Here is a 26,188-nt window from a genome sequence, read left to right on the forward strand (position 1 = left end):
CCTGCTTAACCGTTGCCCCGTGGGCGGCGGTTATCTTAATACATAAAGTTCGAGGTTCATGGAACATGACAGCATCGACTTCAGTACACTCCAACGCGTTCAACTTCCTCAGTTATGTACAGAGCGGCGTTGACCCCCGCACCGGGCAATACACAGTGGCGATCACCCTGCCCGATGTCAAAACCAACGGGTTGCGTGGCCCGGGCATGCCACTGGCACTCAACTATAATCCTCTCAACCGTCAGGACAGCGGCTTTGGTCTTGGCTGGAACCTGCAATTGTCGCAGTACGATCCGGGTAAGCAGATCGTATCGCTGAGCAGCGGCGAGACATTCAAGGTCGATCAAACCGGCAACGGCCAGATGCTGATGTCGGAAAAGAAAATCGACAGCTTTCACTTGTACAAGGAGGACGATAATCACTACCGGGTGATGCACAAGTCCGGTCTGGTGGAGCAGCTCGAAATGCGCGGCAGCGGCACCAACAGAGTCGCGCTGCCGGTGCGCGTATTTGCCCCTGAAGGTCACAGTATCACGCTGGATTACGCTTCTTTCGGCGGGCATCAAATGCTCAGCGAAATCAAGGATGACTCGGATCAGCTCCTGCTCGGCATCAGCCGCGACGAAACGTCGGTAACGTTGCGGATGATCGCTGGCGAGGAACCGGATGCGACATTCGTGATGGTGCTGGGTGGATCGGATCACCGTGTCAACCGTATCGAATTGCCGACCGACAATGCTGCCTCCTGGCGTTTTGTATACAACACGATCCGTGAGCATTTATGCATGACGGCGGTGGAAACACCCGCTGGCGGCCGGGAAGATATCTTTTATACCGACAGCGGCCATCAGTTTCCTAAGAGGGCGGAACGCGCGCCTCTCCCCAGAGTCACGCGCCATCGCACGACGCCCGGCGTGGGGCAGGCGCAAATGGACGTTTATTACACTTACAAGGACAGCTCCGGGCGCGAGCACAATTTTCTGGGCGCAGGGCTGGATATCGCCTGGGAAGACAATGGTCTGGACAATCTGTATCTGTACCGCGGGGCGGAGCTATACGAGTACTCGTCGACCGAAACATTGCGTGTCGAGGTCGCGGGCAAGGCTGATGCCGAGCGCAGCATCGAACGAACCTTCAACCAGTTTCACCTGCTCACTCGAGAAACCACGCGCAAGAACCTTAGCGTCATGCAGGTGGACACTCGTTACTACATCAAGCCGGGAGAACCCTTTTCGACTCAGCTTGCCTACTGTCAGCTGCCCAAAGAGGTCCAGACCACCTGGCGGCTGTCGTCAGACGGCAGTGTGCCGCGCAGTGAGACTGTCAGCAGCACGTATGACGAGCACGGTAATCTGCTCACTCAGACTCAGGCCAACGGTGTGGTCGAGGCCAGTGAGTGGTATCTGGCCGACGGCGAGGACGGATGCCCGAAGGACCCTGAAGGCTTCGTCCGCTGGATGAAAAGCAGCAAGGTCACCCCGGCGATATCCGGCTACGGCAAGGCACCGGTCCTGATCACCCGCTATCGCTACCTTGCGTTGCCAGCAGTGGGTGGCGGCCAGCTACAGAAATGGTTTGCACCGCAAAGCGAGACGTTACTGATGCAGGCTACTGACGGTGAGCAGGAACAGCAACGCACGACCTACGAATACTTCGATGAGCCGAACAATGCAGTCCTGCACGGTCGGCTCAAATTGCAGCAAGTGTTCATGGGTGGGAAGGTGACCAGCACAGCGTACGCCTACAGCATTCCTGTGCGCCTCCTCAAGAACACCACTGAAAGTGCTCCCGAGAACACTCCCGAAAGCGTCCCTGAGAGCAGCCGTTATGCCGCGACAGTGCTGCAAACCGTACAGACCGTAACCGGCTTCGATGGCGCGAAGAAGGTCATTACGCTGGAGGATTCTCTGCTCGATGGCGAACCCTTGCTCAATCGCGACGACAACAACGTGGAAATTAGTTATGTCTACGACAGCCTGCGACGTGTGCTGAGTGAAACCGTGGCGCCAAATGATGAAACCTACAACGCGACCAGAAGTTACGAGTATCAGCTATGTGCCAACGCGACTGATCAGGCCATGCAGACGCTCATCGACGTCAAAGGGGTAAAAACCTGCAGCCACTTCGATGGCCTCAACCGAGTCGTCCGTGAGGAACGGGATGACGCAGATAATCCTGCACGCGCCGATAAGCCCCGACAGACCTACGAGGCTGTTTACGATGCGTGGGGGCTTATGGGCAGTGAGACCGAGTTTGACTGGCTGGGCCAGCAGGATCTGGCGCTCAAGAGCGTCTTCGAATACGACGATTGGGGCAAGCAGCGCTGCGTCACCGGGCCGGATGGCGTCAAGACGTTCGAAGAGACCGACCCTATTGGTACGGCGCAATCGCAGGGCCCGATTCAACGTAGCTGGATCGAAGGCAACGGTGGCGGTAAAAGCGAGTTCACCGAGACCTGGATGAACCTGTTCGAACAGCCGACCCGCAGCGAGCGAAAGGATCAGGCTGAAAACTCGGTCAGTCTGAGCCAGTACCATTACGACGGCCTTGGCCGCCGTGTCGAGGAAATTGTCGGGGAAGCGGGCGGCGAGCGGCACACCACCTCTGTTTACGACGTCTTTGATCGGGTGATCGAGTCCAAATTGCCAAGCAGGGCCATCGTGCGTCGCAGCTATGCTGGCTACAGCAGCGAAGACTTGCCCGTCAGTATCGGCATCGAGCACAACGACAAAAGCATTGTGTTGGGAGAGCAGGAGTTCGATGGGCTGGATCGTCTGGTCAGCTCTGTAACCGGGGGGCGTAAACGTACGTTTGTTTACGACCCCGGTCTGCTGCAGCCCAAAACGATAACCCTGCCCAGCAAGCGGAAAATCGACTACGAATACAAGCCCCAGGTGGGCGATGAGCCGTGGCGCAGGGTGCAGTCCGAAGCTGTGCCTGAACCTGAAATCACCTGCGAAGTTGATCCGCTGAAAGAGTCCGGGTCTGTCCGGACTGCGGAGCCGGGTTTGGCTGCCGATTACAGTTACGATAAGCAGAATGCTCGTCTGCTTCATTCCTCGGAGCAGGGCGAGATACTGGATCGCGAGTATTACAGTACCGGCTCGCTGAAAAGCGAGAAGCGCACCTCGGCAGGCAAGACCTACGACATGTTCTACAGCTACAGCCGATTGGGCCTGCTGCTGTCTTACACCGACGTACTGGGACAGGAGCAGGTCAATCGCTATGACAGCTGCGGTCGTCTTTACGAAACCTCGCTGGGTGAGGTCTATTCAACGTTCGACTACGACACTGTCTTTGGTCGCCTCGCAAAAATCACCACCACCGACAAGACCGACGGCAGCCGCGAGAGAACCGTCGCGATCAGCCTTGAATATGATGATCTGGGTCGGGAAGTAAAGCGTACGTTTGACCTCGACGGAGTCGAGCAACAGATGGTTCAGGTCTATGATGATGTGGATAACATGGTCCAGCGTACCCTGCGCCAAGGCACGGAAACACTCCGTGACGAAACCTACCTTTACGATACGTCCGGTCGCCTGGGTCAATACCAATGCACGGGAACTCAGCGGCCAGTGGACCCCTATGGCAGGACCCTCCGCGCGCAGGCTTTCACTTTCGATGGCGCGAACAACCTGACGGTCGTCACGACCCGCTTCAATGACGGCAGCGACGACAACAGCAATGTCGAGAGCAACAATGCCAGGTATTTTTACGAAGGTGACGACCCGGTGCAGTTGAGCCGGGTGACGAACAGTAATGATAAATACTACCCGTCTGAAATCAAACTTGAGTACGACCTGGACGGCAACCTCAAAACCGACGAAGCCGGGCGCACGCTTAAATACGATCCCCTCGGCCGCCTGATCGAAGTAGGCACGCCCTCGGCCGGCATTCATTACCAGTATGACCCCCAGGACCAACTGACCGGGGAGACCCGTGGCGACGACAGAGACCTGCGTTTCTATAGCGACGCAGGGCTGGCCAATCAACTTGGCAGCCATGTCCAGAGCACCTTCATGCGTGGCGACGACTACCTGCTGGCCGAACAGCAGAGTGATCACACGCTGCTGCTTGCCACCGATGGCAGCGACAGTGTGCTGGGCGAGGTGGGTGGCGACGGGATCAACCGGAGGAGGTATACGGCCTACGGCCATGCCAGCGGTGAAGCTCCACCACTCGGTAAACTGGGGTTCAATGGCGAACTGGCCGAGGCGGATAGCGGCTGGCAAATGCTGGGGAATGGTTATCGGGCCTACAGCCCGGTGTTGATGCGCTTCAACAGTCCCGATAGCTGGAGTCCGTTTGGCGAGGGTGGGGTGAATGGGTATGCGTATGTCGAGGGCGATCCGGTGAACAGGGTGGATCCGTCGGGGCACTTTGGGATATTTACTCCATTCAAACTGTTGTTCCGAGCTTTAAAGAAGAGTCCTACTTTGACGACTAAATCCCCCGGTGTCGCAAAAATCCCCGAACTACTTACCTCTCGTGGTAGTAAAAGCGTAACAGCATTAAAAACCATCAGGCAAAAAGACGCAGCTAGATTGCTTGAGACTACCAAAAGTTATCGCAGTAGAATTGATTCTGCCATAAGTGATTACAAGCTTAAAACAGCAAAATTTCTTACTGACAAAGAAGTCAACGCTGTCGAAGCATTAGGATACATGCAGAAGAATATGGGTAAAACCGGAATGACTGCTCATGCGCGTTCTGTGATTAAAAAAGATTTATCATTTGCCAGAAAAGAGCTTAAAAAAATTCCCACCGTAGAGAACATAAGGCGTCCAAATCCGGCTCCTGGAAAAGTAGGATTGGACCGGTACCTGCCTGGAAAACCTAAGGATAGATATAGCTTCGACTAAGACTAATAAATATAAGTGCTGATCCGCAATCCAAGTGCACAACGCAGGAGATTACCTCCTGTGGGGTGCACCGGTTTTAAATACTTCACTCCACCAAAATAACCCCCTGCCTGATCGCCATCACCAGCGCCGCCTTCAATGACGTCACCCCGAACTTGCGGCGGATATTGCTGGTATGAAAGTGCACGGTCGCTTCCGTGCACCCTTGAATACGGGATATCTCCCACGCGGATTTGCCGATCGCCACCCATTCCAGGACTTGTCGTTCCTTGACGGTCAACTGGACAGTGGCGGGTGTGGTGTGGGAGGGCGGCGTGGTGCCGGGTGGTTTTCCGTTGTCGCGAAGCATGGTGAAGTCCTTTTCCTGAAGATCGCCGCACCACGATACCCCCGCAATCCCCAACGCGAACCTGACATAAATGACAGCGCTGGAGGTCCGCGAAGGCCTTGCGCCGTCAAGGCTGTAGCGCTTTTTTACAGCTTCTTTACGCCCCGGCCAGCCTGTCGATCTCGCGCCTTTACACCCCGCCTGCGGACAATCTCCCCACGCGGCCTGTGCCGTATCGGTGTTGCCTGATGGGGGAAATTTCAATGAGCGTTATGGATGGTATCTCGCTGCTGATGGGAGTCGGGCTGTTCATCTATCTGCTGGTGGCGCTGTTGCGCGCCGATCAGAGTCAGGAGTGATCATGCACAGTTACGATTATCTGTTGATCCTGGCCTTTCTGGTCCTGCTGCTGGCACCCGCGCCTTGGTTGGGGCGTTTCTATTATCGGGTCATGGAAGGCGAGCGCACCTGGCTGAGCCCGGTGCTGGGGCCGGTCGAGCGGGCCTGCTACCGAATTTCCGGCGTCGACCCGAAAACCGAGCAATCCTGGCAGCAATACATGTGGGCCTTGCTGGCGTTCAACCTTGCGGGCTTTGTCGTGCTGTTCGCCATCCTCATGCTGCAAGGCATGCTGCCGCTCAACCCGCAGCAATTGCCGGGCATGGAGTGGTCGCTGGCCTTCAACACGGCGATGAGCTTTATCACCAACACCAACTGGCAGGCCTACAGCGGCGAAGCGTCGCTCAGCTACCTGAGCCAGATGGTCGGCCTGACCGTGCAGAACTTCGTCAGCGCTGCCACCGGTCTCGCCGTGCTGGTCGCGCTATGTCGCGGTATCAGCCGTCGCTCGTCGCAGAGCCTCGGTAACTTTTGGGCCGACATGACCCGCGCCACGCTCTATGGGCTGTTGCCGATCAGTATCGTGCTGGCCGTGTTTCTGGTCTGGCAGGGCGTGCCGCAGAATTTCGGTCATTACATTGATGCGCTGACCCTGCAAGGCGCGGATCAAAGCCTGCCGATGGGCCCTGCGGCCAGCCAGATATCGATCAAGCAGCTGGGCACCAACGGTGGTGGCTTCTTCGGCGTCAACTCGGCGCACCCGTTCGAGAACCCGACGGCGTGGAGCAACCTGTTCGAACTGGTGTCGATCCTGCTGATCCCGGCAGCGCTGGTGTTCACCTTTGGCCACTACGTCAAGGACATGCGCCAGAGCCGCGCGATTCTTGGCTGCATGCTGGCACTGCTGTTGATCGGCGGCGCGGTGTCGCTGTGGGCCGAGTACCAGCCCAACCCGGCCCTGAACATCGCCGGTGTCGAGCAGACCGCACCGCTGGAAGGCAAGGAAACCCGCTTCGGCACCACCGGCACGGTGCTGTGGTCAGTCGCTACCACTGCGGCCTCCAACGGTTCGGTCAACGGTATGCACGACAGCCTCAACCCTCTGACCGGCATGGTTGCGCTGGTCAACATGATGGTCGGTGAAGTGATTTTCGGCGGCGTGGGTGTGGGCCTTAACGGCATGCTGCTGAACGTACTGATTGCGGTATTTCTCTCCGGCCTGATGATTGGCCGCACGCCGGAATACCTCGGCAAGAAGCTGCAAGCGCAGGAAGTGCGGCTGCTGGTCGCCACCTTGCTGGTGATGCCGGTCGGCGTGCTGGTGCTGGGCGCGATTGCTGCCAGCCTGCCTGGCCCGGCCGGTGCGGTCAGCAACCCCGGCCCGCACGGTTTCAGCCAGTTGCTGTACGCCTACACCTCGGCCACGGCCAACAACGGCTCGGCGTTCGGCGGTTTCAGTGCCAACACCGTGTTCCACAACCTGATGCTTAGCCTGGCGATCTTCATTGGCCGCTTTGGTTACATCCTGCCGGTGCTGGCACTGGCTGGCAGCCTGGCCATGAAGAAAACCGCACCACAGGGTCTGAACAGCTTCCCGACCCACGGCCTGCTGTTTGTCACTCTGCTGACCGTCACCATTTTGCTGGTGGGTGGTTTGACCTTCCTGCCGACCCTGGCACTGGGGCCGATTGCCGAACACCTGAGCCTGGGTTTCTGAGGAACCGATCATGAGCACTACTGATTTTTCAAGACGTGATGCTGTAAAAACTGCCGAGCCTCAGGCCGCCAGCGAGTCAGCCAAGACCGGCATCGCTGCCCTGTGGCGTCCGGCGCTAGTGCAGGCGTTCGTCAAGCTCGACCCGCGCCAGCTCAAGCGTTCGCCAGTGATGCTGGTGGTGGAACTGACTGCCATTCTGACCACCGTGCTGTGCGTCATCCCCAACCCGCAGGTGCCAACTTCGGTCTGCGTGCAGATCGCCCTGTGGTTGTGGTTCACCGTGCTGTTCGCCAACTTCGCCGAAGCGCTGGCCGAAGGTCGTGGCAAGGCCCGCGCCGACAGTCTCAAGGCCGGCAGCGAAGGGCTCAAGGCGCGCATTCGCGATGAGAATGGCAGCCTGCGCACCATCAACGCCAGCGAGTTGCGCAAGGGCGATGTGGTGCGTGTCGACGCCGGGGAAATGATCCCTGGCGACGGCGAAGTCATCGAAGGCATCGCGGCGGTCAACGAGGCTGCGATTACCGGCGAGTCAGCCCCGGTGATTCGTGAATCCGGCGGCGACCGCTCGGCCGTCACCGGCAACACCCGACTGGTGTCCGACTGGCTGCTGATACGCATCAGCACCAACCCCGGCGAATCGACGCTGGACCGCATGATTGCGCTGGTGGAAGGTGCCAAGCGGCAGAAGACCCCTAACGAAGTCGCGCTGGATATTCTGCTGATCGGCCTGACCCTGATCTTTCTGCTGGTGGTCATCACCTTGCAGCCGTTCGCCCACTTTGCCGGGGGCAGCCTGCCGCTGGTGTTTCTGGTAGCACTCCTGGTCACCCTGATCCCGACCACCATTGGCGGCCTGCTGTCGGCCATCGGTATTGCCGGCATGGACCGGCTGGTGCGCCTCAACGTGATCGCCAAGTCCGGTCGCGCCGTGGAAGCTGCGGGCGATGTGCATGTGCTGTTGCTGGACAAGACCGGCACCATCACCTTCGGCAATCGCCGCTGCGCTGCCGTTTACGCAGCACCCGGCGTGACCCCGAAGGAACTGGGCGAGGGCGCCTTGCTGGCCTCGCTGGCCGACGATACGGCGGAAGGCAAATCCATCGTCGAGTTCCTGCGCAACCTGCACCCGATGAACGAGCCCACCCTGAGTTCGGTAACCGCTGTACCGTTTAGCGCCGATACACGTCTGTCCGGTGTGGATTATCAGGGCCATGTGTACCGCAAGGGCGCGGTGGATTCGCTGCTGGCCTTTATCAACATGCAGCGTAGCGACCTGCCGCCTGCCCTGGCGCGGGAAGTCGACAAGATTGCCAAGACCGGCGGCACGCCGCTGCTGGTCTGCGCCAACGGTCGCTTGTTGGGTGCGATTCATCTCAAGGACGTGGTCAAGCCGGGTATTCGCGAGCGCTTCGAGGAGTTGCGCAAGCTGGGGATTCGCACGGTGATGGTGACTGGCGACAACCCACTGACTGCTGCAGCCATTGCCGCTGAAGCGGGTGTCGATGATGTGCTGGCCGAAGCCACGCCAGAGAAAAAGCTGGAGCGGATTCGTCAGGAGCAGGGCGAAGGCCGACTGGTGGCGATGTGCGGCGACGGTGCCAACGATGCGCCCGCACTGGCGCAGGCGGACGTCGGTATGGCGATGAACGATGGCACCCAGGCCGCGCGTGAAGCGGCCAACATGGTTGACCTCGACAGCGACCCTACCAAGCTGCTGGACGTGGTGCAGATCGGCAAGGAATTGCTGGTCACACGCGGTGCGCTGACGACATTTTCGATTGCCAATGACGTGGCCAAGTACTTCGCCGTGCTGCCTGCGCTGTTTGCCTCGATTTATCCGCAACTGGGCGTGCTCAACGTCATGCAACTGGCCAGCCCGCAAAGTGCGATTGTCTCGGCCATCGTCTTCAACGCGCTGATCATCGTTGTGCTCATCCCGCTGGCCCTGCGTGGCGTGCGGGTTCAGGCCGCCAGCGCGGCGCATCTGTTGCGTCGCAACCTGCTGATCTATGGCCTGGGCGGCATCGTTGTGCCGTTTCTCGGCATCAAGTTGATCGACATGCTGCTGGTCGCACTCGGCCTTGTTTGAAGCCTGTGCTGCACGCCGGTCGGCGTGCAGCCTCACCTGATTGAGGATGTGCAGATGTCCAATGTATTGCGTCCGGCCTTGAGCCTGATCGTGTTGATGAGCCTGATCACCGGCGTGGCCTATCCACTGGTAGTCACCGGGGTTGCGCAAGTGGCGTTTCCGGCGCAGGCCAATGGCAGCCTGGTGTACGACGCGGCGGGCAAAGTGCGCGGCTCGGCACTCATCGCCCAGTCGTTTACGGGTGATGAGTGGTTTCAGTCGCGTCCTTCGGCAGGCGCGTTTGCGACGGTAGCCAGTGGCGCGAGCAACTTCGCGCCGAGCAACCCGGCACTGGTGACACGCGTGAAAGAGGACGTTGCGAAACTGGCCAATGCCTCGCAGGAACCGGTGCCACTGGCCTTGCTGACCACGTCCGGCAGCGGTCTGGACCCGCATCTCTCGCCTGAAGCCATTGCCTGGCAGGCCGGTCGCGTTGCCGCGGCGCGCCAGTTGCCGCTGGAGAAAGTACAGGCGCTGATCGACGCCAACACGCAACGTCCGCTGATAGGCCCGCCCGTGGTCAACGTATTGGCCTTGAATATGAGCCTGAATCAGTTACCGTCTGCACCGCGCAACGCGCAGTTGTAACAAAGTGCGCCGTGTTCGCAGCAGATTCACTAAGCTGTAGATGATTAGAGAGGGGTGGTAACCAAGGTGAGTGATTCCGGTCGAGCTGATGCACTGCTGGCCCAGCTGCCCCGCGAAGGGCGCGGGCGGCTGAAGGTTTTTCTCGGCGCCGCGCCGGGCGTGGGCAAAACCTACGCCATGCTTCAGGCGGCCCATGCGCAGTTGCGTCAGGGCGTCAGGGTCGTGGCGGGCGTGGTGGAAACCCACGGCCGTGCGGAAACCGAAGCGCTGCTCAATGGCGTGCCGCAACAGCCCTTGCTGCGCACCGAATACCGCGGCATGACCCTCGAAGAAATGGACCTTGATGCCTTGCTCAAGGCGGCACCGGCTTTGGTGCTGGTTGACGAGCTGGCGCACACCAATGCGCCCGGCAGTCGGCATACCAAGCGTTGGCAGGACATTCAGGAACTGCTCGCTGCCGGCATCGACGTCTACACCACGGTCAACGTCCAGCACCTGGAAAGCCTTAATGATCAGGTGCGCGGTATCACCGGGGTGCAGGTGCGTGAAACGCTGCCGGACTGGGTGTTGCAGGAAGCTTTCGACCTGGTGCTGATCGACCTGCCGCCGCGCGAACTGCTGGAGCGCCTGCGCGACGGCAAGGTGTACGTGCCTGAGCAGGCGCGCGCGGCCATCGACGCTTTCTTCACGCAAACCAATCTCACTGCGCTGCGCGAAATGGCCATGCAGACCGCTGCGGCGCAGGTCGATAACGATCTGGCGCAGGGCTACCGGCAATTGGGCCAGTCGGCTCCGGCAGTTCGTGGGCGGATGCTGGTGGGCATCGACGGTGATACCCATGCCGAGCGCCTGGTGCGTCACGCCAGTCGGGTTGCTCAGCGTCGCCACCTGCCGTGGAGCGCCGTGCATGTGGACGACGGGCAAACCCTCGACGAGCAGTCCCGCGCGCGCCTGCAAAGCGCTCAGCAACTGGCCGAGCGGCTGGGTGGCGAGGCGGTTTCATTACGTGCCGGAGAGGTTGCCAGAACACTGGTGCAGCATGCCATCGAACGGCGTGCCAGCGTGGTGCTGGTCGGCCAGTCGCGTCGGCACTGGCGTCGCCGGGTGTTTGGCGGCGGCGTTGCCGCACGTTTGCTGCGTGAAGGGCACGGGTTGGAAATCTCGGTGCTCGACGACAGTGAAGAGCTACCCGATCAACCGCCCCGCGCACGCCCGGCGCGCGAAGTGGTGTGGTTCGATTACGGCCTGGCCTTTGTGGCCACGCTGCTTGCCAGTCTGGTCGCCTGGGGTGTGTCGGGCGTGCTGGCGCTGCCCAACATTTCCCTGATCTTTCTCGCGGCGGTGTTACTGGTTGCGGTGCGCAGCAGCATGGGACCGGCGCTGGCGTGTGCCGGGCTGTCATTTCTGGCCTATGACTTTCTGTTCATTCCACCGAGTTTTTCCCTGAACATCCAGCGCGAAGAAGACGTGCTGACGCTGCTGTTCTTCCTGCTGATGTCGGCGCTGACCGGCAAGCTCGCGGCGCGCCAGCGCAGGCAGTTGCAGGCGTTGCGTGATACTCAGGAACAGACCAGCGAACTGCTCGACCTGTCGCGCAAGATGACCGCTGCCACGGATCGCAAAGCGGTGCTCAATGCCGCCGAACAGCATTTTTCCGGCTGGAAGGAATTGTATCTGTGCCTGGTTGATCGTGACGGTCAGGGCGGTTTGGTTGTTGAGACTGGTGGGCCGCTGACCTTCTCGGAAGCCGAACGTGCCGCCGCCGACTGGGCCTGGCAGCACGATCAACCGGCTGGCAGCGGCACCGGCACGCTACCGTCCGGGCGCTGGTGGTGGTGGCCGATTACCGCGGAAGAAGGGCCACTGGCCCTGCTGGGTGTCAGTGCGCGTGAAGGCCAGTCGTTCACCGCGCAACACCGGCGTCTGCTGGCGGCGCTGACTCAGCCGCTGGCGCAGGCGCTGGCTCGCGCACAACTGGCGCAAGAGCTTGAAGCCGCGCGTCTGCATGGTGAAACCGAGCAATTGCGCAGCGCCTTGCTGGCCTCTGTGTCCCACGACTTGCGCACGCCACTGACGTCCATGCGCGGCAGCATCGACAGCCTGCTGGCGCTGGGCGAAGCCATCCCGCTGGAGGATCGCCGCGAGCTGCTGGAAGGTACACGCGACGAAGCCGAACGTCTGGATCGGTATATCCAGAACCTGCTGGACATGACGCGCCTGGGGCATGGCGCGCTGAAACTTGCACGAGACTGGGTGTCGCCTGCCGATATCGTCGGCAGTGCGCTCAACCGGCTGCGCGCCGTGCTGGCACCCTTGCAGGTCAGCACCCAGGTGACCGGCGAGCTGCCATTGCTGTACGTGCATGCGGCGCTGATCGAGCAGGCGCTGGTCAATGTGCTGGAAAATGCTGCACGCTTTTCACCTGTCGACGGGCGCTTGCAGGTGGCGGCGGGTGTGCTCGACAGTGAGCTGTTCTTCTCGGTCAGTGATGAAGGGCCGGGCATTCCGGAGGATGAACGGGCGAAGATTTTCGACATGTTCTATACCGCAGCCCGCGGTGATCGGGGCGGGCAGGGCACGGGCCTGGGGCTGGCGATCTGTCAGGGCATGATTGGCGCGCATGGTGGACGTCTCAGCGTCGAGGAAGGCATTGACGGGCAGGGTACGCGCATCACCTTGTTCCTGCCGTTGCAGGCGCAGCCCGATGTGGAAATGGAGGAGTCAGCTTGAGCCAGGCGGCGACCATTCTGGTCATCGATGACGAGCCGCAGATTCGCAAATTTTTGCGCATCAGTCTGGTGTCTCAGGGCTACAAGGTGCTCGAAGCGGCCACCGGCGGGGATGGCCTGACCCAGGCGGCATTGAACAAGCCGGATTTGCTGGTGCTTGATCTTGGCTTGCCGGACATGGACGGTCAGCAAGTGCTCAGCGAGTTTCGCGAGTGGTCAGCGGTGCCGGTACTGGTGCTTTCGGTACGCGCCAGCGAAGCACAGAAAGTCCAGGCGCTGGACGCCGGGGCCAACGACTACGTGACCAAACCGTTCGGCATTCAGGAGTTTCTGGCCAGAATCAGAGCGCTGCTCAGGCAGGTTTCCGGTAGCGACAAGCCGGAGTCGGCCCTTCAATTCGGTCCGCTGACCGTCGACCTGGCCTATCGCCGGGTGCTGCTCGATGGTCAGGAAGTGGCGCTGACCCGCAAGGAATACGCGGTGCTGGCGCAGTTGGCACGCCACCCTGGGCGGGTCATTACCCAGCAGCAGTTGCTCAAGGATATCTGGGGGCCTACCCACACCGATGACAGCCACTACCTGCGCATTGTGGTCGGGCATTTGCGTCAGAAACTGGCAGACGATCCGACCGCCCCGAGGTTCATCCTCACCGAGCCTGGAATAGGGTATCGTCTGCTGGCCGACCACTAGATGAAAAAAGCGACCATACCCCCGTGGCAAGGCACTTTTACTGCATCGAACCGTCAAAGCCGCACACTCCATATTCACTCCTGAGGTAACACCCCCATGAAAGCCTTTATCTGTCTGCCATTGCTTGTCTTGGTTCTTGCAGGTTGCGCTGGCAAGACCGGGTATCGAGACAGCTGCGCCACCCAGATAGACGCTGCCTGGCACGAGCTTGATCTGGCCAAGGCCGAAGGCTTCGCCGGCACCGTCAGTTACTCCAAGGCCCTGTCGCTGCTGACCGGTGCCAAGACCCAGCAACAGTTCGAAGCATTTGAAGGCTGCACCGAAAAAGCCGAAAAAGCCCGCTTCTACATCCGCGAGTCCCGCGCTGGCCGTTGATAGCTGAGCCTGCACCGCGTTGTACATGCCATCGTGGACGCAGAGCGTCCAGAACGGCATGCCGACGCGGAGCGTCGCACGATAATCAAAAGCCGCAAACGGCATGCTTACGCGGAGCGTCTTACGATAGTTCAAGTCGTGGGAGCGGACTTGTCCGCGAAAAGGGCCTTAAATTCGCAGGAGATATATCGCTCTCAACATCGCCTTCGCGGACTAGCGAACCGTCGCCCGTTCCGCACAGTGTTTGTCCAGATACCTCTCGCTCCGTATGCTCGCATCACATCAAATCCCTACCGACTCTAGCGAAACGGCCTACGCTCATCTTAAAGTGTTCGGACACTAGCATCGCTTGCAGTCCCACAGTCATTAAGCAGTTGCCGGAAGGGGCTTTCGATGGGTAGAAAACTCGATGCATGCCTGAGCGCCATCAATGAAGTGGTACTGGGCAAGGAAGTGCAGGTACGGCTGGCGATGACCTGCCTGATCGGCGGCGGGCATTTGCTGATCGAAGACTTGCCGGGGATGGGCAAGACCACGCTCAGCCATGCGCTGGCGAAAATTCTGGGCCTGAGTTATCAGCGCATTCAGTTCACGTCCGACCTGCTACCGGGTGACATCCTGGGGACTTCGGTATTTGATCGGGACAGCGGGCAATTCACCTTTCATCCCGGGCCGATCTTCGCCGAACTGGTGCTGGCCGACGAAATCAACCGCGCCACGCCCAAGAGCCAGAGCGCGTTGCTGGAAGCCATGGAAGAAGGGCAGGTCTCCATCGAGGGCGCGACACGTCTGTTGCCCGATCCATTCTTCGTGATTGCGACTCAGAACCCGTTCAGTTCCGGTGGCACCTTTGCCTTGCCCGAGTCTCAGTTGGACAGGTTCCTGATGCGCATCTCCATGGGCTATCCGGCGAGAGCGGCGGAGAAAGCGCTGCTGCTTGGCGAGTCACGCCGCGAACTTTTACCGCGCCTGCAGCCGATTCTGGACCACGCCATGCTTGGCCAGTTGCAAGCGCATGCGCGGCAGTTGCGGGCCAGCGATGCGCTGGTCGACTATGTGCTGCGACTGGTCGAGGCAACCCGCAGCCAGCCGCAATTCGCCTATGGACTGTCGCCCAGGGCGAGCCTGGCGATTCTGGCCGCAGCGCGGGCCTGGGCGATGTTGCTGGGGCGTGATTACGTCATTCCCGAGGATGTGCAGGCGGTATTGCCGTCGGTGGTCGGCCATCGGCTGCGCGAGCGCAGCGACCCGACCGGGCATGGCGGCGGGGCGCTGGTGCAGTGGTTATTGCGCGAGGTGCCGGTGCTTTGATCGAGCCGCTCAAACCGTTTTGGCAACGCTGGCTGGCAAGACGAATTCCTCCGGCGTCACGCATCACGCTCGACCATCGACGCATCTTCATCATGCCGACGCGCACCGGCATGACCTTTGCGGTCGTGATCGTGCTCATGCTGCTGGTGGCGATCAATTATCAAAACAGCCTGGCCTACGGGCTGACCTTTCTGTTGTTGTCGATTGGCGTGCTGGCCATTTTGCACACGTATCGCAACGTCAGCGGCCTGATTCTCAGTGCGGGTGTGGCGCGTTCAGTGTTTGTCGGCGAACCGGTGCAATTGCGCCTGCGCCTGGAAAGTGCCAGCCAGGCCCACCACGCCTTGGGCGTGGGTTGGACTGCGACAGCTCTGCAATCCGGCGATGTACTGCCTCGCGGGCTGACCGATGTGGAACTGACCCTGCCTGCCGAAAAGCGCGGCTGGCTGCATGCGCCAAGGCTGCGGGTCGAGAGTGTGTTTCCGCTGGGCATTTTCCGCGCCTGGAGCTGGCTGGATCTGGAGCAGAGCGCCTTGATCTATCCGCGGCCACTGTCGGGTGCCATGCCGCTGCTAAAAGGCGTGCAGCCCCACGCCGAGGACGACGGTCAGGCCACTCAGGGTGCCGGTGTCGATGATTATCAGGGGCTGCGCAGCTACCAGCCGGGCGATAACCTCAGTCGTCTGCACTGGAAAGCCTACTCCCGTGGTCAGGGGTTGCTGGTCAAGGATTTCACTGATTTGAGCGGCCACGATCTGTGCCTGGACTTCATGGCGCTGGGCGGCGATATCGAGGAGCGTTTGTCGCGCCTGTGTTATTGGGTACTGGAGCTGTCCCAGCGTCGTCAGCCGTTTGCCTTGCGCCTGCCAGGTTTTCTGTCCACGGTCGACAGCGGTGATGCGCACCGTGAAGCCTGCCTGCGCGCTTTGGCGCTTTATGGTCATCGATCATGAGTGACAAGAATAAGGCGCTCGCAGCCGCACCCATTCCGCGTGTCAGCCTTACCTGGCTGCTATTGGCGCAGGCATTGGTCGTGTTGCCGTTCGCGCTGCACGTGCCGGTATCGATCACGCTTCTGTGGCTGGGCTGCACATGCTGGCGGGTTCAGGTGTTCCGGATGCGCGCGCGGCTGCCCGGCACATGGATTAAGTCAGGGTTGCTGGTGGGCACTGCCGGTGGCGTATATCTGGCGCGTGGCAGCCTTGTCGGGCTGGACGCCGGTGCGGCTTTACTGGTTGCGGCATTCGTTCTGAAAATGCTGGAAATGAACAACCATCGCGACGCTCGGGTGCTGATCTTCCTCGGTTTCTTTTGCGTGGCGGTCGGCTATCTGTTTGAAGACAACCTGCTATGGGCGCTTTTCAGCCTGCTGCCGATCGGCGCGCTGCTGGCCGCGTTGATTGGTCTGCAGCACGCGGATCTGGCTGGCAGATCAACCGATACGCTCAAGCTGGCGTTCAAGCTGATGGCGCAGGCTGTGCCGTTGATGCTTGTGCTGTTTCTGTTTTTTCCACGTCTGGACCCGCTTTGGTCGTTGCCGCAACCGAGCAACAAGGGCGTCACTGGGCTGTCCGACAACATGGCACCGGGCGACATGGCCGAGCTGAGCAAGTCGCCGGCACTGGTATTTCGGGCCAGTTTTGAAGGGCCGATACCGGCGCGTAATCAGTTGTACTGGCGCGGTCTGACCCTTGAGCAGTTCGATGGGCGGCGCTGGTCACAGTCGGCACGTGCCCAGACCGTGCAGATCCCGCAGTGGGAAAAGCGCGGCGATCCACTGGCTTACAGCATTGTCATGGAAGCCAGCGGTCGGCCCTGGTTGCCGAGCCTCGACGTGGCCGAGACCACGTTGCCGGACGTTCGGCAGATGAGCGACTTCCGCCTGCAACGCCGGCGTCCCGTCGAGCAATCGCTGTTATATGCCGTCAATTCCTGGCCGCTGAGTATTCGCGACCCGCAATCCAGCGAACAGGTCCAGCGCCAAAACCTGCAATTGCCCGCCAAGGGGAATGATCAGGCCCGGCAGTGGGCGGCTGAACTGCGCCGTCGCTACACTACGGCGGATGCGATGGTCGCCGCGATGCTGGGTTATTTCAGCGACCAGCCGTTTCACTACACCCTCAAGCCCGCACCGTTGGGCAATGACAGCATTGATGAGTTTCTGTTTGCGAGTCGTCAGGGTTTTTGCGCCCACTACGCCGGCGCAATGACTTTTGTGCTGCGCGCTGCGGGTATTCCGGCGCGTGTCGTGGCCGGGTATCAAGGCGGCGAACTGAACCCCGACGGGCACTACCTGACCGTGCGCCAGTTCGACGCGCATGCTTGGGTCGAATACTGGCAGCCGGGTATCGGCTGGCGCAGTGTCGACCCCACCGCAGCAGTTGCACCGCAGCGTATCGAACAGGGCTTGGAGCAAGCGCTGGCAGCAGACGAAGCCTTTCTGCAGGACTCGCCCTACTCAGCGTTACGCTATCGCAATGTGCCTTGGGTCAACGCCATACGCCTGAGCTGGGATAACCTCAACTATGGCTGGCAGCGCTGGGTGCTGGGCTATCAGGGACAACAGCAGTTACAAATTCTCGGCCGTTGGTTTTCAGGGTTTCAGGCACCGGTTTTCGTCCTGGGGACCCTGTTTTCACTGGGGCTGGTGGCGTTATGGCTGTTCAAACCGTGGAAGCGCGAAAGCGACTCGCAACTGCGGGTGTTCAACGCATTTGAACGCTTGCTCGCCCGTCATGGTCTGCGTCGTATGCCGGGTGAAGGCGCTGACGCATTCTGCCGCAGAGCGGTGCTGTATTTTCCGCAGCATGCCGAGGCCATCGAAGCTTTCATCCGCGAATTTCAGGCGCAGCGCTATGCCGGGCGGCTTGCTTCGGCCAGCCGCTTGAGGCATGCATTGAGCACGTTGCGTCGTCGTCTGCCATGGAGGTTGTCAGCCGTCAGGGACAGGCATTCATGAATGAGTGTGTCGAAGGGGAATTGCATGTCTTCAATGGTGGATCATCTGGTGGCCGAGGTGCTGGCGCTGGATGTCAAATTGCTCGCGTGCCAGGCACGCCTTGCGGTTTCGACGGACAGCGAAGCGCTGCATGATTTGCGTACCACCGTGCGTCGTCTGCGTAGCGTACTGCGGCCCCTGCGGGAAAACCCGGCTGCCGCAGAACTGGAAGAGGCCGCAAAAGCGGTAGGGCAACTGACCACGCCTTTGCGTGACATGCAGGTGCTCGCCGCGTTTCTCGAAGAGCAGGGCCTGAACGAGGCCGCTTTCAAGCGCAACCAGTACTTGGGAAATGCCTGCCCCAGGGTTGCGACGTCGCCTGAACTGAGCCGCCTGCTCAAGCTGATCGACCAATTCCCGGAGCTACTGCGTTTGCAACAGCGTCAGGGAATGTTGCGCGGCCTGCGCAAGACCATCGAAAAGCGTATGGACAAACAATGGAGCAAGCTACGTGTGGCCATCGCCGAGCCTGGGCATGATCGGCATGACCTGCGCCTGTTGATCAAACGCGTGCGTTACGCCGCCGAAGCGTACCCGGAACTCAGCCACCAGCCGAAAAACATGCAGGCCCGGCTCAAGGCCGCACAAGGCGAGCTGGGCGACTGGCATGATCATTTGCAATGGCTGGCGCAGGCTGCAGAGCAGCCGGATCTGGCGCCGTGCATTGCGGGTTGGCAGATCGGCATCGTGCGTGCCGAGCGCAAGGCCGAGGCGTCGCTCAAGCGGCTGGCCAAGGCCTGTTTCTAAGGCAGTGGCTTTTTTATGAAATAGGTCATTCAGGCCGCAATAATGGCCAATATGCGGCATGTCGTTGACTAAGAGGATGGTTATCATCCATCCACTTGTGTGTCGACTTGCTGGAGTAAGCATGACCTTTTCCGAATTGATCGATGCGGTGCGTCGCGACCCGCGTGCTGTCACGATCCCTGCCGAATGGTCCCAGGGGCGCGCCTGCTTTGGCGGGTTGATGGCGGCGCTGACCTATGAAGCGATGCGTGCCGAGGTGCCGGAAGGGCGCCCGGTTCGCTCGCTGGCGATTACCTTTGTCGGGCCGGCCGAGCCGGGCGTACCGATTGCCTTTGACGTTGAAATTCTGCGTCACGGCAAGGCTGTCAGTCAGGTGTCGGGGCGCGCCATGCAGAACGGTCAGGTGATGACCCTGATACAAGGCAGCTTCGGCGCACCCCGTGAGTCGATGATTGCGGTTGCAGCAGAGGCCGCGCCAGTGCTCAAGCCGGTAGAACAATGCCCGGAGCTGCCTTTTGCCAAGGGCGTGATGCCCGACTACTTGCGTTTCATGGACATTCGTTGGGCGCTGGGCGGCATGCCATTCAGCAATACCCCGTCACCGGCAATTGGTGGTCATGTGCGTTTTCGTGATGAGGCGCATGCCAGCCCCATGAGCGAGGCCCATATTCTGGCGCTGGTCGACACCTGGCCGCCTGCGGTATTGCCGCACCTCAACAAGCCCGCACCGGGCAGTTCGCTGACCTGGACCATCGAATTCGTCCAGCCACAGCCATTGCTCGATACGCTGCAATGGTGCAGTTATCGCGCAGTCATCGAACACGCCCGGGATGGCTATGGTCACACCGCAGCAGCGTTGTGGAGCCCCGACGGCGAACTGATCGCAATCAGCCGCCAGACGGTGACGGTGTTTGGCTGACTGACAAGGCAGGTCAATATTTCCGGGCGGAGCGGGCGGCGTCCTTGCGCTGAAAACCCAGCGCAGCCAGCAGGCCGATCACACCGATGGCAATCGATGGCAGGCTCTCGGAGAACAGGCCGTTGAGTATCAGCAGGGCCGCCAGAATGAACAATGGTACGGCAATCAGGTACATGGCCAGGCTGGCCGAGTGCTCCTGATTGTCGTTGCTGTCACGCCATTGATTGAGCTGCAGATCGGAAAGTGGCTTGTTCATGCGGCGGTCCTCTTAAGGTTAGCGCTTGTTCAGGGCAACGCGTAAAGCGCCGTTCAATGCCTGAAGCATAGGCCCGCCTGCCGATCGCTGACGATTCAAGCGTGTCTATCGCCGCGATAGTCTGTTACAACTTGAGCTGGCCGATCGCAGCATTCAGCTCGCCCGCCAGCGTGGCGAGTTCGTCACTGGTGCTGGCCGAGTCCACGGTCTGCACCACCGTGCGTTCGGTGACATCGCGGATACTCACCACCGCACGGTTCATTTCCTCGGCCACCTGACTTTGCTGCTGCGCGGCGACGGCAATCTGCGTATTGCTTTCGCGCATCTGTGCCACGGCACCGGCAATGGCCGCCAGCGCTTCGCCCGCTTCCTTGGCCTGCTGCACGCATTCATCGGCCTTGTACGAGCTTTCCTGCATGAAATCCACCGCATCGCGGGTGCCGCTTTGCAGGGTCGAAACCATTGTGGTGATTTCATCGGTCGAGGTCTGCACCCGTTTGGCCAGATTGCGCACTTCGTCGGCTACCACGGCAAAGCCGCGACCCATTTCCCCGGCGCGTGCGGCTTCGATGGCGGCATTCAGGGCCAGCAGGTTGGTCTGTTCGGCAATGCTGTGGATCACGTTGACCACGCCGTTGATCTTCTGGCTGTCCTGGGCCATGCGCTGGATCATTTCGGCGGTCTGTTGCACGCCGCTGGAGAGCCCGGCGATGGATACCTGCACGCGGTCGACCACTTCCTTGCCACTGCCCGCCAACGCGTCGGCGGTCTGCGACTGGTCGCGTGTGGCCGTGGCGTGCTGGGCAATGTGATGGACCGTGGCGGTCATCTCGTTGATTGCCGTGGCTACCTGATCGGTTTCGCTTTGCTGACCGAGCATGCCCTGGCGCACATCCTTCATGCCCGCAGCCAGATGCGCGGCACCCTGATCGAGTCGGCCTGCGGTTTGCGAAACTGTATTGACCACCCGCTGATACCCGGCCTGCATGGCATTGAACGCCTTGGCCATCTGCCCGACCTCATCGTCACTGCGGTTAGGCACGCGGGCCGCCAGATCGCCGCTTTTTTCGACGTGCAGCATCACATCCTTGAGCGCGTTGAGCTGGCTGAGCAGAAAACGGATCAGCAGTTGCGAGGCGCAGAGCATCAACAGCATCAGCACGAAAACCGCGGCTGCGTAATGGCTGAAGCGATCTTGAAATACCTGCAGGAAGGTCGGAGCAAAAGCCAGCACCGCGACCTGCTGGCCGGTGCTACGGGTGAAGATCTGCGCACCGCTCAGCAGTCTGTCGTTGGCTGGTTTATTCAGCGCAACCCAGTCGCGGGCGTCAGCCAGTTCCGGCAGCGCGAGGGTATTGAAGGTCGGTGTCTGACCTTTGTTGTAAGTCAGCAACGTATCACTGGCGGGCAGCACTGCGTCGGCAGGCCACGCGGCCAGCAAGCGGGCCTGAGCTTGCGCTGCCTGACGTGACGTATCTACTCGTGCCTGCTGTTCTGCTTGCATGGCGTAAAGCACCAGCAACAGGGTTGTGACGAAGGCGACCGCATTCACGGCCCAGAATTTATATTTCAGTGACAGGTTGCCAAGCCATGAGCCCATGAGCGGTCTTCTTTGATGGTCGTGTGAGGTAGCAGCAAGATGCCATCACGATGCCTCAGCCATCAAAGAGACCCTTGATGCGGGTCAAGGAAGCTGCAGATTTTCGCCGGTTATCTGTTCCAGTGTGGGTAAATCGAAAAACTCACGCGCGCAGGCCGTGCTGTGACGGGCGAGATCTTCCTGGCTTTCGCCTCGATGCAAAGCCACTTCGCGCAAGACTTCCGGTAGGTAAGCGGGTTCGTTGCGGCCATTTTTCGGCTTCGGGCGCAGGCTGCGTGGCAGAAGATAAGGCGCATCGCTTTCCAGCATCAGCCGGCCGCGAGGAATATTGCCCACCAGCGGGTGCAGATGCGTGCCGCGTCGCTCATCGCAGATCCAGCCGGTGATACCGATGTGCAGGTCGAGGTCCAGATAACTGAACAGCGCGGCGCGTTCGCCAGTAAAGCAGTGCACCACCGCAGCCGGCAGACGGTCGCGGTAGTCACGCAGAATCTCCAGTAGGCGCTGGTTGGCGTCACGTTCATGCAGAAACACCGGCAATTGCAGTTCCACCGCCATGGCCAGGTGCGCTTCAAGAACCTTTTCCTGCTGCGGACGAGGCGAGAAGTCGCGATTGAAATCCAGGCCGCATTCACCCACGGCGCGAACGCGATTTTCCTTGAGCAGCGCATGCAACTGTTTCTCGGTGTCACCGGTCCAATCGCTCGCCGAGTGCGGGTGGATGCCTGCCGTGCAGAACAGGCGTTGCGCGCTTTCATCCAGTTCGTGACACAGCTGCAAGGCGTGTTCGCTGCCCTCGACGCTGGTGCCGGTCACCACCAGTTGCTCGACGCGTGCGGCATAGGCGCGATCGAGTACCGCCTGTCGTTGCGAGGCGAAGCTTGCGTTGGTCAGATTGACGCCGATGTCGATGAGTTGCATGGTGCTACCTCCAGCTGAAGGCTGTCGAGCATACCAGAGCTCCGGCCACAATAAGAAAACGCTGGGTATTCAAGCGATTGAGCCGGATGGTTCAACGATTTCCTTCGCTGTTCGATGCTGCTGCGTGACCTCAAGATTTCCTTTTTCCTGTTTTTTTTCCGGCGTTGCCCTGGGGAAGTGAATGATCCGATCCGCGCTTGTGTCTTTTATGTGTCTGTTGGCGCTGCTGCCGCTGCAGGTTTCTGCTCGTCAGACTGGCCCACAGGCCGTGCAGCACAACGCGCAGGTGCGCGATCTGCCTGCCATTCGCAGCAGCAAGGTGCTGCGCGTGCTGGTCAATCAAAGCCGCAACAGCTCCGGTGACGTCAAGGGTCAGGAAATCGGCATCGAATATCATCGCCTGCAAGCCTTCGAACAGTACCTCAACAGCCATTCGCGCGGCGCTCAGAAGGTCACACTCAAAGTCATACCCAAGGCCAAGAACCAGTTACTGACAGCGTTGCAGCGCGGCGAAGGCGATATGATCGCGCCTGGCGAACTGCTTGATGTCAGCGAAGCCAAAGGTGTTCAGGCCAGTGCGCCGATCATTCATGATGTGCCTCTGGTGCTGGTCGGCACGCGTGGCCAGCGCAACGTACGGCGTGTGGAGCAACTGTCGGGACATACACTGAGCCTGCCCACCGGCAGCGCGGCCGACGAGGCCCTGCATCAGGTCAATCGGCAACTGGAGCTGCGCAAGCTGCCGCTGGCCAAGATCGAATGGGTCGACCCTAGCCTGGCAGTCGAAGATGTGCTGGAGATGGTCCAGGCCGGTATTTACCCGATGACACTGGTCGAGCAGCCTATTGCCGAGCGTTGGGCGAAGATCATGCCCAAGCTGCGTATCGAGCGCGGCCTTACCTTGCAGACCCACGGCGACATCAGCTGGTTTGTACGCGACAACGCAACCCAGCTGCGGGCCAGTGTCGATGATTTCCTCAAAGGCTATAAACCTTCGGCTCAGCAGGATCAGGTGCTCGCCAAGGCTTACAAAAACACCTACAAGGTCAACAACCCGCTGGTACGCAACAACCTGCAACGTCTTGAGCAACTGCGTCCGATGCTGCAACGCCACGCCGATGCGCAGGGTATGGACTGGCTGGACCTCGCTGCCCTGGCGTTCAAGGAGTCGAAGCTCGACCCGGCGGCCAAGGGCAGTGGCGGCGCGACAGGGCTGTTGCAGATCACTCCGTCGGCGGCAAAAAGCGTCGGGGTGCCGAGCATTCAAAGCGCTGACGACAACGTCCGTGCAGGTTCGCGTTACATGGCGCTGATCCAGCGCAAGTATTTCTCCAGCAGCCGAGTCAACGAGCGCGAGCGTATGGCGTTTGTGATGGCCGCCTACAACCTGGGGCCGGAGCGTGTGCAAGGCATGCGCGAGGAAGCGCGGCGGCGGGGGCTCAATCCAGATCAGTGGTTTTTCCAGACCGAGCGCGTGGCAATGGAGCAGGGCGGTGCCAACGTCGTCGCGTTCGTCAACAGCGTGAACAAGTATTACCTGGCATTTGATCGCGAGCGAGACTCGCTGGAAAAGAGTGGGCCGAAAACCGCCGTAAAACGCTAATCATCGATTTATTGGATTGTTACGTGCTGTTATTTGCGGTTTTCACATAAGTAAATTTGATTATGATGGCGCCACGTTCACTTAATCAATCCCGGAAATTACCCACATGAACACAATGATCAAATCGGTTCTCAGCACTCGCGCCGGTTACGGCCTTACCCTGTTGCGCGTTATTGTCGGTATTGCCTTTATCGCTCACGGTAGTCAGAAGCTGTTCGGGGCCTTCGGCGGTTATGGCCTGGAAGGCACTGCGCAGTACATGGAAGGCCTGGGCCTGACACCGGGTTATCTGATGGCGCTGATGTCTGGCAGCGCCGAGTTCTTTGGCGGTCTGGGCCTGCTGTTGGGGCTGCTGGCTCGTCCGGCTGCGGTAGTGGTGATCCTGTTGTTGCTGGTAGCGATCTTTACCGTGCATATCCATAACGGTTTCTTCATGGCCAATAACGGTTATGAGTATGCGCTGGCGTTGCTCGGCGGCGCTCTGGCAGTGCTTATTGAAGGTGCAGGCAAGTTGTCGCTGGACCGCGTCATCTCCCGATAACCGGCTATGCTTGTCCTGCAAGGCCCGCTTCTGGCGGGCCTTGTGCGTTTGCAGGCTCGCGTCACGGATGACGATTGACAATGAATGGGGCGTTTCTCTAGGATGCGTGCTCAAGCGCCGATTTAACAACTACTTGCGGGGCGCCTGGCAAGGCTCAGGTCTTGTCGAAATACCGCTAAAACGTTGGTTCGGTGTTGCCTCTCACCGCTGCCCAGCGGATCTTGCGAGGCAGAGATATAACCATGAACAACCTGCGCCCCCTCATTCGTCTTTCCCCTATAAGCACGGTCTTGTCACGCAAGAACCCGAAAATCCTTCTGAGCGGCTCTCATCAGCCTACGCTATTGCGCTATCTCGATGGCTGGCCTCGTCGGGGCGCTGGTAACTGTGCGTTTCTAATTCAGTTTGTCGATACGAACTCGTCGTTGAGCCACTTTGGCAACGATGAGTTCGACCTGGCGGTGGTGCAATCGCCGCAGGCTGACGACGTCGAGCAGCTCATTTGTGAGCTGACGCGTATAGCCCGTCAGGGCCTGATTACGCTGGGTTGAAACGGCGGACGTATTCAATTGGCATAGAAGGCATATTGCTGGCCCCCAGCCTGTGAACTGACAGGCAAAATCGCCGCCTTATCAAAGGATTAGGTGGTTTTCGCATGCGTTTGGTCTATTGTGCTCTGGCGTGCCTGACGCTTTCCGGGCTGGCTTTTTCCGTTCAGGCCAGAAACGCGACGGAGAACGAGCGTTATCTTTGTCGCTGGGGCTCGACCATTGCCGGTGGTGCGCAGGCTTCCAAGCTGTCAGGCGTTACCCGTTACGGGGCGCGGCAAAAGCTGCAGGCGCGCAAGTTCGCCAAACAGTGGATGCGACCCATGGCATTGCGTATCACCGAGCAGACCTACGACAGCGAGTCGCGTTTGAAGCCTGATGCTGTCAGCAAGGTGTATTACGACGGCTGCATCCAGCATGAGGTGGCGCGTCGCTGACTTTTTTATGCCTGTCGAACTGATTTTTGCAGGGCTGGAGAAACGTCTTGAGTACAAAGATCATCACCAGGGGCGGGCATGAAGCCCTGAAGAAAGAACTCGATTACCTGTGGCGAGAGCACCGGCCTGACATTACTCAAAAGGTCGCCTGGGCAGCGTCGTTGGGTGATCGCAGCGAGAACGCGGATTACCAGTACAACAAGAAACTGCTGCGCGAGATCGACCGGCGCGTGCGCTACCTGCGCAAGCGCCTTGAAGACATGCGTGTCGTCCAGTATTCGCCGGAGCAGGAAGGGCGAGTGTTCTTCGGTGCCTGGGTCGAGATCGAGAACGAAGCGGGCGACCTCAAGAAATTTCGCATTGTCGGGTATGACGAGATCTACGGGCGCAACGATTACATTTCCATCGACTCGCCCATGGCGCGCGCCTTGTTGAAGAAGGAAGAGGGCGATGAGGTGCTGGTCAACACGCCGGAAGGCGAAAAACTGTGGTTCGTGAATTCCATTGATTACGAGAAGTGAGGCCGGACGCACAGCGTCGTGGTCCGGCCA

At 59.9% G+C, this 26,188-nt stretch carries 22 protein-coding genes; 18 read left to right on the forward strand and 4 right to left on the reverse strand.

The features are described from left to right. Window positions 1–65: 65 nt before the first annotated feature. The gene (locus RYA97_RS25095; RefSeq protein WP_316893300.1) at window positions 66–4,862 is read left to right on the forward strand and encodes an RHS repeat-associated core domain-containing protein; all 4,797 of its coding nucleotides are present in this window, start codon (window positions 66–68) and stop codon (window positions 4,860–4,862) included. A gap of 85 nt (window positions 4,863–4,947) precedes the next feature. Here the strand turns inward: RYA97_RS25095 and RYA97_RS25100 are convergent, their stop codons facing one another. After that, entirely contained in the window at window positions 4,948–5,211 is a 264-nt protein-coding gene (locus tag RYA97_RS25100) for a helix-turn-helix domain-containing protein (RefSeq protein ID WP_004659166.1), read from the reverse strand. Window positions 5,212–5,453: 242 nt separating this feature from the next. Here RYA97_RS25100 and kdpF point away from each other — a divergent pair, with 242 nt between their 5' ends. From kdpF to RYA97_RS25160, 12 genes are all read left to right on the forward strand, one after another. After that, on the forward strand, window positions 5,454–5,549 hold the full coding sequence (gene kdpF, locus RYA97_RS25105; protein WP_003406089.1) for a K(+)-transporting ATPase subunit F: 96 nt from the start codon (window positions 5,454–5,456) through the stop codon (window positions 5,547–5,549). A 2-nt stretch (window positions 5,550–5,551) separates the two neighbouring features. After that, window positions 5,552–7,246 (forward strand): potassium-transporting ATPase subunit KdpA, encoded by a 1,695-nt coding sequence (gene kdpA, locus RYA97_RS25110; RefSeq protein WP_316886793.1) that lies wholly within the window; start codon window positions 5,552–5,554, stop codon window positions 7,244–7,246. Window positions 7,247–7,256: 10 nt separating this feature from the next. After that, window positions 7,257–9,335, forward strand: coding sequence for a potassium-transporting ATPase subunit KdpB (gene kdpB / locus RYA97_RS25115; protein ID WP_005779898.1), 2,079 nt, complete (start codon window positions 7,257–7,259; stop codon window positions 9,333–9,335). 54 nt (window positions 9,336–9,389) lie between these two features. Beyond that, window positions 9,390–9,962, forward strand: a complete 573-nt coding sequence (gene kdpC, locus RYA97_RS25120; protein WP_004664723.1) for a potassium-transporting ATPase subunit KdpC — start codon at window positions 9,390–9,392, stop codon at window positions 9,960–9,962. Window positions 9,963–10,028: 66 nt separating this feature from the next. Further along, window positions 10,029–12,692: a sensor histidine kinase gene (locus tag RYA97_RS25125; RefSeq protein WP_046832708.1), complete on the forward strand. Its 2,664-nt coding sequence runs from the start codon at window positions 10,029–10,031 to the stop codon at window positions 12,690–12,692. After that, on the forward strand, window positions 12,689–13,381 hold the full coding sequence (locus tag RYA97_RS25130) for a response regulator (RefSeq protein ID WP_004664726.1): 693 nt from the start codon (window positions 12,689–12,691) through the stop codon (window positions 13,379–13,381). The genes RYA97_RS25125 and RYA97_RS25130 overlap by 4 nt, the downstream gene beginning before the upstream one ends. Window positions 13,382–13,477: 96 nt before the next feature. Beyond that, window positions 13,478–13,756, forward strand: coding sequence for a hypothetical protein (locus RYA97_RS25135; protein WP_002552999.1), 279 nt, complete (start codon window positions 13,478–13,480; stop codon window positions 13,754–13,756). Window positions 13,757–14,149: 393 nt separating this feature from the next. After that, complete coding sequence (locus RYA97_RS25140; RefSeq protein ID WP_002553000.1) at window positions 14,150–15,067, forward strand: AAA family ATPase; 918 nt, start codon at window positions 14,150–14,152, stop codon at window positions 15,065–15,067. Beyond that, window positions 15,037–16,020: a DUF58 domain-containing protein gene (locus RYA97_RS25145; protein ID WP_039847526.1), complete on the forward strand. Its 984-nt coding sequence runs from the start codon at window positions 15,037–15,039 to the stop codon at window positions 16,018–16,020. Before RYA97_RS25140 ends, RYA97_RS25145 begins: the two co-directional genes overlap by 31 nt. Beyond that, on the forward strand, window positions 16,017–18,026 hold the full coding sequence (locus RYA97_RS25150) for a DUF3488 and transglutaminase-like domain-containing protein (protein WP_316893302.1): 2,010 nt from the start codon (window positions 16,017–16,019) through the stop codon (window positions 18,024–18,026). The genes RYA97_RS25145 and RYA97_RS25150 overlap by 4 nt, the downstream gene beginning before the upstream one ends. 24 nt (window positions 18,027–18,050) lie before the next feature. After that, window positions 18,051–18,812 carry a CHAD domain-containing protein gene (locus tag RYA97_RS25155; RefSeq protein WP_016981042.1) on the forward strand — a complete coding sequence of 254 codons (762 nt, stop codon included), beginning with the start codon at window positions 18,051–18,053 and terminating at the stop codon, window positions 18,810–18,812. Window positions 18,813–18,933: 121 nt separating this feature from the next. Next, window positions 18,934–19,731: an acyl-CoA thioesterase gene (locus RYA97_RS25160; protein ID WP_005746099.1), complete on the forward strand. Its 798-nt coding sequence runs from the start codon at window positions 18,934–18,936 to the stop codon at window positions 19,729–19,731. 13 nt (window positions 19,732–19,744) lie between these two features. Here RYA97_RS25160 and RYA97_RS25165 read toward each other — a convergent pair whose 3' ends face one another. The 3 genes from RYA97_RS25165 to RYA97_RS25175 all read right to left on the reverse strand — a co-directional run bounded on the left by RYA97_RS25165 (window position 19,745) and on the right by RYA97_RS25175 (window position 22,508). Then, window positions 19,745–19,987 (reverse strand): hypothetical protein, encoded by a 243-nt coding sequence (locus RYA97_RS25165; protein ID WP_016981044.1) that lies wholly within the window; start codon window positions 19,985–19,987, stop codon window positions 19,745–19,747. A 124-nt stretch (window positions 19,988–20,111) separates the two neighbouring features. Beyond that, the gene (locus RYA97_RS25170) at window positions 20,112–21,587 is read right to left on the reverse strand and encodes a methyl-accepting chemotaxis protein (protein ID WP_016981045.1); all 1,476 of its coding nucleotides are present in this window, start codon (window positions 21,585–21,587) and stop codon (window positions 20,112–20,114) included. Window positions 21,588–21,671: 84 nt separating this feature from the next. Then, window positions 21,672–22,508, reverse strand: a complete 837-nt coding sequence (locus RYA97_RS25175) for a TatD family hydrolase (RefSeq protein ID WP_117139855.1) — start codon at window positions 22,506–22,508, stop codon at window positions 21,672–21,674. Between the two features lie 181 nt (window positions 22,509–22,689). Between RYA97_RS25175 and RYA97_RS25180 the strand changes: the two genes are divergently transcribed. The 5 genes from RYA97_RS25180 (at window position 22,690) to greB (ending at window position 26,158) form a co-directional block, all read left to right on the forward strand. After that, the gene (locus RYA97_RS25180) at window positions 22,690–24,111 is read left to right on the forward strand and encodes a transglycosylase SLT domain-containing protein (RefSeq protein WP_117139854.1); all 1,422 of its coding nucleotides are present in this window, start codon (window positions 22,690–22,692) and stop codon (window positions 24,109–24,111) included. A 106-nt stretch (window positions 24,112–24,217) separates the two neighbouring features. After that, complete coding sequence (locus RYA97_RS25185; protein ID WP_117139853.1) at window positions 24,218–24,652, forward strand: DoxX family protein; 435 nt, start codon at window positions 24,218–24,220, stop codon at window positions 24,650–24,652. Window positions 24,653–24,894: 242 nt separating this feature from the next. Continuing rightward, window positions 24,895–25,203: a hypothetical protein gene (locus RYA97_RS25190; RefSeq protein WP_005746096.1), complete on the forward strand. Its 309-nt coding sequence runs from the start codon at window positions 24,895–24,897 to the stop codon at window positions 25,201–25,203. 104 nt (window positions 25,204–25,307) lie between these two features. Continuing rightward, window positions 25,308–25,637 carry a hypothetical protein gene (locus RYA97_RS25195; RefSeq protein ID WP_002553011.1) on the forward strand — a complete coding sequence of 110 codons (330 nt, stop codon included), beginning with the start codon at window positions 25,308–25,310 and terminating at the stop codon, window positions 25,635–25,637. A 47-nt stretch (window positions 25,638–25,684) separates the two neighbouring features. Next, window positions 25,685–26,158: a transcription elongation factor GreB gene (gene greB / locus RYA97_RS25200; RefSeq protein WP_002553012.1), complete on the forward strand. Its 474-nt coding sequence runs from the start codon at window positions 25,685–25,687 to the stop codon at window positions 26,156–26,158. Window positions 26,159–26,188: the final 30 nt, after the last annotated feature.

Source organism: Pseudomonas syringae group sp. 26L6, from assembly GCF_032587815.1.
Lineage (GTDB): Bacteria > Pseudomonadota > Gammaproteobacteria > Pseudomonadales > Pseudomonadaceae > Aquipseudomonas > Aquipseudomonas amygdali.

Excerpts from the sequence above, each read along its gene's own strand:
- RYA97_RS25095 (WP_316893300.1), top strand. The coding sequence starts at position 66 with ATGACAGCATCGACTTCAGTACACTCCAACGCGTTCAACTTCCTCAGT.
- RYA97_RS25100 (WP_004659166.1), bottom strand. The coding sequence starts at position 5,211 with ATGCTTCGCGACAACGGAAAACCACCCGGCACCACGCCGCCCTCCCAC.
- kdpF (WP_003406089.1), top strand. The coding sequence starts at position 5,454 with ATGAGCGTTATGGATGGTATCTCGCTGCTGATGGGAGTCGGGCTGTTC.
- kdpA (WP_316886793.1), top strand. The coding sequence starts at position 5,552 with ATGCACAGTTACGATTATCTGTTGATCCTGGCCTTTCTGGTCCTGCTG.
- kdpB (WP_005779898.1), top strand. The coding sequence starts at position 7,257 with ATGAGCACTACTGATTTTTCAAGACGTGATGCTGTAAAAACTGCCGAG.
- kdpC (WP_004664723.1), top strand. The coding sequence starts at position 9,390 with ATGTCCAATGTATTGCGTCCGGCCTTGAGCCTGATCGTGTTGATGAGC.
- RYA97_RS25135 (WP_002552999.1), top strand. The coding sequence starts at position 13,478 with ATGAAAGCCTTTATCTGTCTGCCATTGCTTGTCTTGGTTCTTGCAGGT.
- RYA97_RS25140 (WP_002553000.1), top strand. The coding sequence starts at position 14,150 with ATGGGTAGAAAACTCGATGCATGCCTGAGCGCCATCAATGAAGTGGTA.
- RYA97_RS25150 (WP_316893302.1), top strand. The coding sequence starts at position 16,017 with ATGAGTGACAAGAATAAGGCGCTCGCAGCCGCACCCATTCCGCGTGTC.
- RYA97_RS25155 (WP_016981042.1), top strand. The coding sequence starts at position 18,051 with ATGTCTTCAATGGTGGATCATCTGGTGGCCGAGGTGCTGGCGCTGGAT.
- RYA97_RS25160 (WP_005746099.1), top strand. The coding sequence starts at position 18,934 with ATGACCTTTTCCGAATTGATCGATGCGGTGCGTCGCGACCCGCGTGCT.
- RYA97_RS25165 (WP_016981044.1), bottom strand. The coding sequence starts at position 19,987 with ATGAACAAGCCACTTTCCGATCTGCAGCTCAATCAATGGCGTGACAGC.
- RYA97_RS25170 (WP_016981045.1), bottom strand. The coding sequence starts at position 21,587 with ATGGGCTCATGGCTTGGCAACCTGTCACTGAAATATAAATTCTGGGCC.
- RYA97_RS25175 (WP_117139855.1), bottom strand. The coding sequence starts at position 22,508 with ATGCAACTCATCGACATCGGCGTCAATCTGACCAACGCAAGCTTCGCC.
- RYA97_RS25180 (WP_117139854.1), top strand. The coding sequence starts at position 22,690 with ATGATCCGATCCGCGCTTGTGTCTTTTATGTGTCTGTTGGCGCTGCTG.
- RYA97_RS25185 (WP_117139853.1), top strand. The coding sequence starts at position 24,218 with ATGAACACAATGATCAAATCGGTTCTCAGCACTCGCGCCGGTTACGGC.
- RYA97_RS25190 (WP_005746096.1), top strand. The coding sequence starts at position 24,895 with ATGAACAACCTGCGCCCCCTCATTCGTCTTTCCCCTATAAGCACGGTC.
- RYA97_RS25195 (WP_002553011.1), top strand. The coding sequence starts at position 25,308 with ATGCGTTTGGTCTATTGTGCTCTGGCGTGCCTGACGCTTTCCGGGCTG.